The sequence below is a fragment of the Pseudomonas sp. genome, assembly GCF_026224925.1.
In the GTDB taxonomy this organism is placed as follows: Bacteria; Pseudomonadota; Gammaproteobacteria; order Pseudomonadales; family Pseudomonadaceae; genus Aquipseudomonas.
Genome location: NZ_JAMFRV010000444.1, coordinates 1 through 6,918, shown reverse-complemented (window position 1 = coordinate 6,918; position 6,918 = coordinate 1). Strand labels below are relative to the sequence as shown.

Here is a 6,918-nt window from a genome sequence, read left to right as displayed (position 1 = left end):
GGTTATACCAGCTACAGCGACGATGCCAATAAAAAGCTCGATACACTCCATGTATCTAACGCCGACGATTCAAGGTCTACAACGCTTGCTTACAATATGCGTATTGCCGCTGGCACGTATCTTCGTACAGGGCTTAGTTACGTGGAGCACCCGGCATTTAGTCCCGATGTCAAAGATACACTTAATCTGCAAGCCGGTCTCACGTTGTTTTTCTGATGCTTTATTCACGCGTCCGTTTTATGAATTAGCCCCGGTTTAGACCGGCGACAAAAACGAAGGAAATCTCACCATGAGCGATAACTTAAAACTGTTCGTGCCGTCCCAACCACTGCCGCCTGCAAGAACCGGCGTTCTGACCGCCTTTGAACCGGGTACGCGAACCCTGGAGAAGGGCTTTCAAGTTGCCCCGCAATTTCGCCCAATTCCAGTCGACATCGTGTTCGAGAAGGACGTGGCGGTGCAGTTGCGCGATGGCGTGACGATCTACGTCGACCTGTTTCGCCCGGCTGGCGCCGAAAAGGTGCCGGTCATTGTAGCCTGGAGCCCGTATGGCAAAGGGCAGGGCACCTCCGTCAGCGTGATGGGCGTGTTTGGCCTGGTCGGCCTGAACAACAATATTGTCTCCGGCCTGGCCAAGTTCGAAGCCCCGGACCCCGCTTATTGGTGCGCACACGGTTACGCCATCTGCAACCCGGACATTCGCGGCTGCGTCGACTCCGAAGGCGACAGTGTGATCTGGGACCGCCAGGATGGCCGCGATTGCCACGACCTGATCGACTGGCTGGCGGAGCAGGAATGGTGCAGCGGCAATGTCGGCATGAGCGGCACCTCGTACCTGGCCGTTTCGCAGTGGTTCGCGGCTGCCGAGCAGCCCAAGGCACTGAAAGCCATCAACCCGTGGGAAGGCGTGAGCGATGTTTACCGCGACCTGGTTCTGCGCGGTGGCATGCCTGACCTCGCATTCGCCGGGCTGCTGCAGAACGGCAGTTTCTTCGGCAAGAACCAGAAAGAAGACGTCCTGTCCGAGGCGCAGCGCTACCCGCTGATGAACGCGCTGTGGGAAAACAAGATCCCCGAGTTCGAGCGAATCAACGTGCCGGCGTACATCGTCGCGAGCTATTCCAATACGTTGCATACCGCCGGTACATTCCGCGCCTGGCGGCGGATCGCCTCGCAAGACAAATGGCTGCGCATCCATAACAGCCAGGAGTGGCCCGACTACTACGACGAAGCGAACGTGGACGACCTGCGCCGCTTCTTCGACCGTTACCTGAAAGATGAGGCCAACGATTGGGAGGCAACACCACGGGTGCGCTATGCCGTGCACGACTTCAAAGGCGGTGATCAGGTTAACGTCGCTGCAGACGAGTTCCCCCCGCAAGGCGTGGTATCGACTAGGTTCTACCTCGATGGTCGCACCCGTACGCTAACCATCCAAGCGCCGGCCGCCGATGTGCCAGCCGACTATGGTGTCGAAAATAACCCCAATGCGGTCTCGTTCATTACCCGCTTCGACAAGGAGACGGTACTGGTCGGTTATCCCAAAGCGCACCTCTGGGTCGAAGCGAAAGGCGCCGACGACATGGACTTGTTTGTACTGGTGCAAAAGCTCGACGCCTACGGCACGCCGCTGCAGCAATTCACCACGCCTAACCACAGCGCGAGGGTTCACGACCTCACCGATCACGGTGCGACCATTCTTCGTTACAAAGGCTCTGACGGACGCTTGCGTGTCTCGGCTCGGCATCTCGATAAAGGGCTTTCAAGCGAGGACGTGCCGGCCCACAGTTTCGACCGTGTGGAAAAACTCGCACCCGGTGAGATCGTCGACATCGAGATCGACCTGTTACCGCTCGGCATAGCGTTCTACCCCGGCGAACAGCTGCGTTTTGTCATTAGCTCGCGAAACTTGATGGGCACCATGATGCCTGGCATCGGAGAGTACGTCGGTGCCAACTCTGGGCAGCATGTGATCCACACCGGCGGTGAACACGCCTCCTATCTCCAGCTCCCCCTTAAAACTGGCTAATCGTTGGCGTGCGCCCTACCTGGTAAGGGGGAGGGCGCACTTATGTTCGACAGGACACCGTCGGATGAAAAAGCGGCTTTGACCGATAAGGTTTTCTTTTAGGAGATGAGTTCATTGATCCTCATAACATCGGCTAATGGCAATCAAGGTAAGCGGCTAGTGCCCAAGCTGCTCACGTCCGGCCATTACGTGCGGGCCTGCGTAAGAACCTACGAGTCGGCCAAGCAGCTGCGAGCGCTCGGCGTGCAACAGGTTTTAGTGGGCGATCTAGCCGATCCGGCATTTATTACCCATGCCATGAAGGGTGTCAGAAGCGTGTACCACATTGGGCCGACGCTCCATGAGGACGAGCGCGCGATGGGTTTCTCTATGGTTGACGCTGCAAGAGCGGAGGGCGTGGGCCACTTCGTTTTCAGCTCAGTGCTCCACTCCATCGCTACCGATTTGATCCAGCATGAGATCAAACGCGACATTGAAGAGTATTTGCTGTGCTCAGGGCTCGAGTACACCATTCTGCAGCCAGCCAATTACATGCTGCCGTCTCGTATGAAGGCGGTCTTCGAGGAAGACGTATTCCGCTTGGCGTGGTCTTTGGACAAACGACAGTCGATGGTGGATCTGGAAGACGTTACCGACGTGGCTGCGCGGGTTCTTTCTAACCGCGAGCGTCACGCCGCCGCAACCTATGAGTTGGTCGGTCCCGGTTCCTTCACAGCGCACGACATCGGGGTGGTCGCTTCGAACGTAGTAGGCCGTGAGATTACCGTCGAGCGCTTCGATGTCGAGGTATTTGTCCGCGAGCGGTTCGGCGGCCTGGGTCCAAGTGCGGGCCAACATTTGTTGCGGATGAACCTCGCTATCGCTTCGTATTACAGCAACCACGACTTTGTCGGTAATTCCAACGTGCTGTCTTTTCTCCTTGGTCGTCCCGCCACTTCCTTCGACGAGTTTGTCCGAAGGGAGTACGCAAACTTCAGGCAGGGTCTGAAAACGCTTTCTGATTGAGAAGCGGCGTCGGGCGTCGAAGGGTTTAAGTGCCTTGGCCGGGCCCCGTTATCCATAGGATCAAGGACGCCGACCTTCCTATTCTTGGGGTTCAGTGGGGGAGTCCAAGGCTATCAGCGTTTCAACTAGCTCCCATCATTATTGGCCATTAGCCGAGCCGCACTCAGACGAGATAGGCTCTAAACGCTTGAGGGACGCAGAGCGTCAGAAATCAAAAAAACAACAAGAAGAAGATCTCATATGCTCAGCTCGCCATACGACCTCTCTGCAACTTGCGCTTCTCTTTCATTGTGCAAAGGGCGGTCCCTGTGATTGCTCGTGCGCTGGGCAACCTGTCAGTAGGTAACAAGCTGTCACTGGGTTTCGCCTTGGTCCTAGTATCGACGCTAGGCGTTGCAGCGACAGCGTTTTACGCCTTCAACGTGCTCGAAGCACGGGCCGAGAAGATGAACGACGTCGCCTCTGTCGAGTCGCTGTTGTTGCAAGCGCAGGTATCGGTAAAGGCGTTCGCTCTGGACCTGGCTGAGGAGGAGGCCCACAAGGTTGCCGGTATCACCGGCGAGCTTGTCTTGTTGCTGGAAAAATCCCAGGGCGGGCAGCGCGATTCCATAAATGCGGCAAAAATCTATCTCGCCCAGTTCGAGCGGTACGCTCAAGCCCAGCGCGATGCCCGTGAAGCTCGCCTGCGCATGCAGCAGCTGGCTCAGGTGCTTGGCGAGCGATTCACCGTGGTGATGCTGGATCAGCTCGACGCGGTCAACCTCTTGGCCTCGCGGGCGCAACCGGCTGACTCGGTGCGCATGCTGCAGCTTGAACAAGCCTCCACGCTGCGTGACAAGCTGGCAAATCTGCGTGACAGCGAACTCTTTTTCACTCTGCAAGGCAGCACGGAAGTGCGTAATGCCTGGGAGGCGCGGGTAATTGAGCTGCGCTCGTACATGGCAAGCCTGGAGCAGCAGCTCGAAGGTTCGGAGCGGGAGTCGCTGACCCAGGCGAGTGCGGCGCTGGGTGAATACAGCGCCGCGTTCAACGGTTACGCCGCGAGCCGTGATCAAACCGCCGATAGCCAAGCCGCGATGAATGTCGCCGCTGACAAGGTCAGCGCGCTGCTTGGCGCGGCCCGCGTCGCGCAGGTGCAGGCCTCGCAGTCGATGAGTCAGCGGGTCTCGCGGCTGCTTGAGGGGATCGTGCTGTTGGCGCTCAGCTTCGGTATCGGCGCTTGCCTGTTGATTCGCCACTTGATCCTGCAGCCGTTGCGTCAGGCTGTTGAACTCACCCGGCGCGTGGCATCGGGCGATCTCAGCGCACAGATCGATGCATCTGGACGACGCGATGAGCTGGGACAATTGCTCGGCAGCGTCGGGGTCATGCTCGACAGTTTGCGTGGGCTGATCGGCCGGATTGGCCAGGGTGTCGGCGAGCTGAACCAGGCCGCCAGCAGTCTGGTGCAGGTCACCGAGCGTACTCGTCAGGGAGTCGATTCGCAGCGCGAGGAAATTGAATTGGCAGCCACCGCCATGCAACAGATGGCCGCTACCGCACAAGACGTCGCGCGCAATACCAGTCAGACCCGCGACGCAGTCGAGCACGCCGACGGTCAGGCGCGCAAAGGCGAGGAATTGGTGCGCCAGGCGACGGACAAGATCGGTCACCTGGCTCAGGAGATGAGTGGATGTTCCGAGGCAATGGGCTCGCTGCTCAACGAGAGTACGGCTATCGGCAAGGTGCTCGATGTGATCAAAGCCCTGGCCGAGCAGACCAATCTACTGGCTCTGAATGCTGCGATTGAAGCCGCACGTGCCGGCGAAAACGGTCGTGGATTCGCTGTGGTGGCGGACGAGGTACGCAACCTGGCGCGGCGCACACAAGCCTCCACCGACGATATCGCCACCATCATCCAGCAACTGCGCGCCGTCGCCGAGCAGGCGGCCAGTCGCTTGCAGGGGAGCCAGACACTGACCGGCGAGAGCGTGGTGCTCGCTGCACAGGCGTCACAAGCGCTGCAGGAAATAGCCGCGGCGGTGTCGACAGTGGAGCAGATGAGTCAGCGGATCGCTGCGGCGGCCGAACAGCAGAGTGCAGTGGCTGAACAGGTTGGCGACAGTATGGAGCGGATACGCGCGGTCGCAGAGCAAAGTACCGCTGCCAGCGGGTTGCTGGAAGCATCTGTGCGCGGGTTGGAACAGGTGGGCGGCGCGCTCAACGAGGCGGTTGGAGGTTTTCGGACGACGACCTGAAATGGGTGCAGTTATGCACTCAATAGAAATTGTCCCAGGCATTTCATGCCGAGGTTTAGCAGTAATGAAGCTTAGTACGGCGGCACGTTCTGTCGGTTCATCTCTAAGCGAACAACAACAGAAGTGGAGGCAGATATGAGTTCGCTAAACGAAAATTCGATAACCGGGTCAATGGCGTCGATGGATATTGACCGGGATGAAACGCAGGAGTGGCTGGAGTCGCTGGAGGCCGTAGTGCGCGATGGCGGTTCCGAGCGCGGGCAGTTCCTGCTTAAACAGTTAGAGCAACACGCAAGAGCACTGGGCATCACCTCGCATGTGCACCCGTACTCGGCTTATCGGAACACAATTCCGATTGAAAGGCAGGGTCCCTATCCAGGAGACCTTGCTGTCGAGGAGCGGATTACTTCGATAATTCGTTGGAATGCATTGGCCATGGTGGTGCGCGCAAACCAGGCCTACGGAGATCTGGGTGGGCATATCGCAAGTTATGCGTCTGCCGCCGAAATCTTTGAGGTTGGCTTTAACCACTTCTTCCGTGCCCGTGATGAGAGTCACGGTGGCGATCTGGTGTTTTACCAGCCGCATTCGGCACCTGGCGTCTACGCCCGTGCGTTCCTCGAGGGACGACTGTCCGAAGAGCAACTCGCCAACTATCGCCAGGAAGTCGGCGGCAATGGGCTGAGTTCATACCCGCACCCCTGGCTGATGCCCGACTTCTGGCAATTCCCGACCGGATCTATGGGTATTGGTCCTATCAGTGCGGTTTATCAAGCGCGGTATATGCGTTACTTGGAGCACCGCAATCTCTCCGACACTTCCGAGCGTCATGTATGGGGGGTATTCGGTGATGGTGAAATGGATGAGCCTGAATCGATTGCAGGACTCACGCTCGCTGCGCGGGAAAAACTCGATAACCTCACGTTTATCGTCAATTGCAACTTGCAGCGTCTGGATGGCCCGGTGCGTGGAAACGGCCAGGTCATTCAGGAACTTGAAGCGTTGTTTACTGGCGCTGGCTGGAATGTCGTTAAAGTCATTTGGGGATCGGACTGGGATCCGTTGTTTGCACGGGACACCAACAATGCCCTGTTGCAACGCTTTGCCCAGACCGTCGATGGCCAATATCAGACGCTAGGGTCCAAGGACGGGGCCTACAACTTGCTGCACTTCTTCCAGCAGGATCCAGAGATCAAAGAGTTGGTCTCGCACATGTCCGATGCCGAGATCGATGCCCTGAAGCGCGGCGGTCACGATTTCCGCAAGCTCCATGCGGCGTTCGCCGCTGCCAAGGCGCACAAGGGACGTCCGACCGTAATCCTGGCCAAAACCAAGAAAGGTTACGGCATGGGCGGTGCCGGAGAGTCTCGCATGACGTCGCACCAAGCCAAGAAGCTGGATGTCGATGCACTCAAGGCGTTTCGTGATCGTTTCGCGCTGCCACTCTCGGACGAAGATGTTGCGCAATTGCGCTTCTATCGTCCGGCCGAAGATAGCCAGGAGATGCGTTATCTGCGTGAGCGCAGAGCAGCGTTGGGCGGCTACATCCCTGCGCGGCAGAAGGGCAACGAGCACGTCGCCGTGCCAGCCCTGGCTGACTACGCGCGTTTCGCGTTCGAGGCCGACGGCAAAGAGATGTCTACCACC

The 6,918-nt window shown here is 58.3% G+C and carries 3 protein-coding genes and 2 pseudogenes; all 5 read left to right on the top strand.

All coding sequences use genetic code 11. From position 1 onward, the window contains the following. A pseudogene (locus M0974_RS19285) lies at positions 1-216 on the top strand (porin); the annotation flags it as partial. A gap of 73 nt (positions 217-289) precedes the next feature. Further along, positions 290-2,029 carry a CocE/NonD family hydrolase gene (locus tag M0974_RS19280; RefSeq protein ID WP_297840291.1) on the top strand — a complete coding sequence of 580 codons (1,740 nt, stop codon included), beginning with the start codon at positions 290-292 and terminating at the stop codon, positions 2,027-2,029. Positions 2,030-2,134: 105 nt separating this feature from the next. Further along, positions 2,135-3,034, top strand: a complete 900-nt coding sequence (locus M0974_RS19275) for an SDR family oxidoreductase (RefSeq protein WP_297840288.1) — start codon at positions 2,135-2,137, stop codon at positions 3,032-3,034. A gap of 308 nt (positions 3,035-3,342) precedes the next feature. Continuing rightward, positions 3,343-5,271 (top strand): methyl-accepting chemotaxis protein, encoded by a 1,929-nt coding sequence (locus tag M0974_RS19270; protein ID WP_297840286.1) that lies wholly within the window; start codon positions 3,343-3,345, stop codon positions 5,269-5,271. A 135-nt stretch (positions 5,272-5,406) separates the two neighbouring features. Further along, positions 5,407-6,918, top strand: a pseudogene (locus M0974_RS19265) (pyruvate dehydrogenase (acetyl-transferring), homodimeric type); the annotation flags it as partial.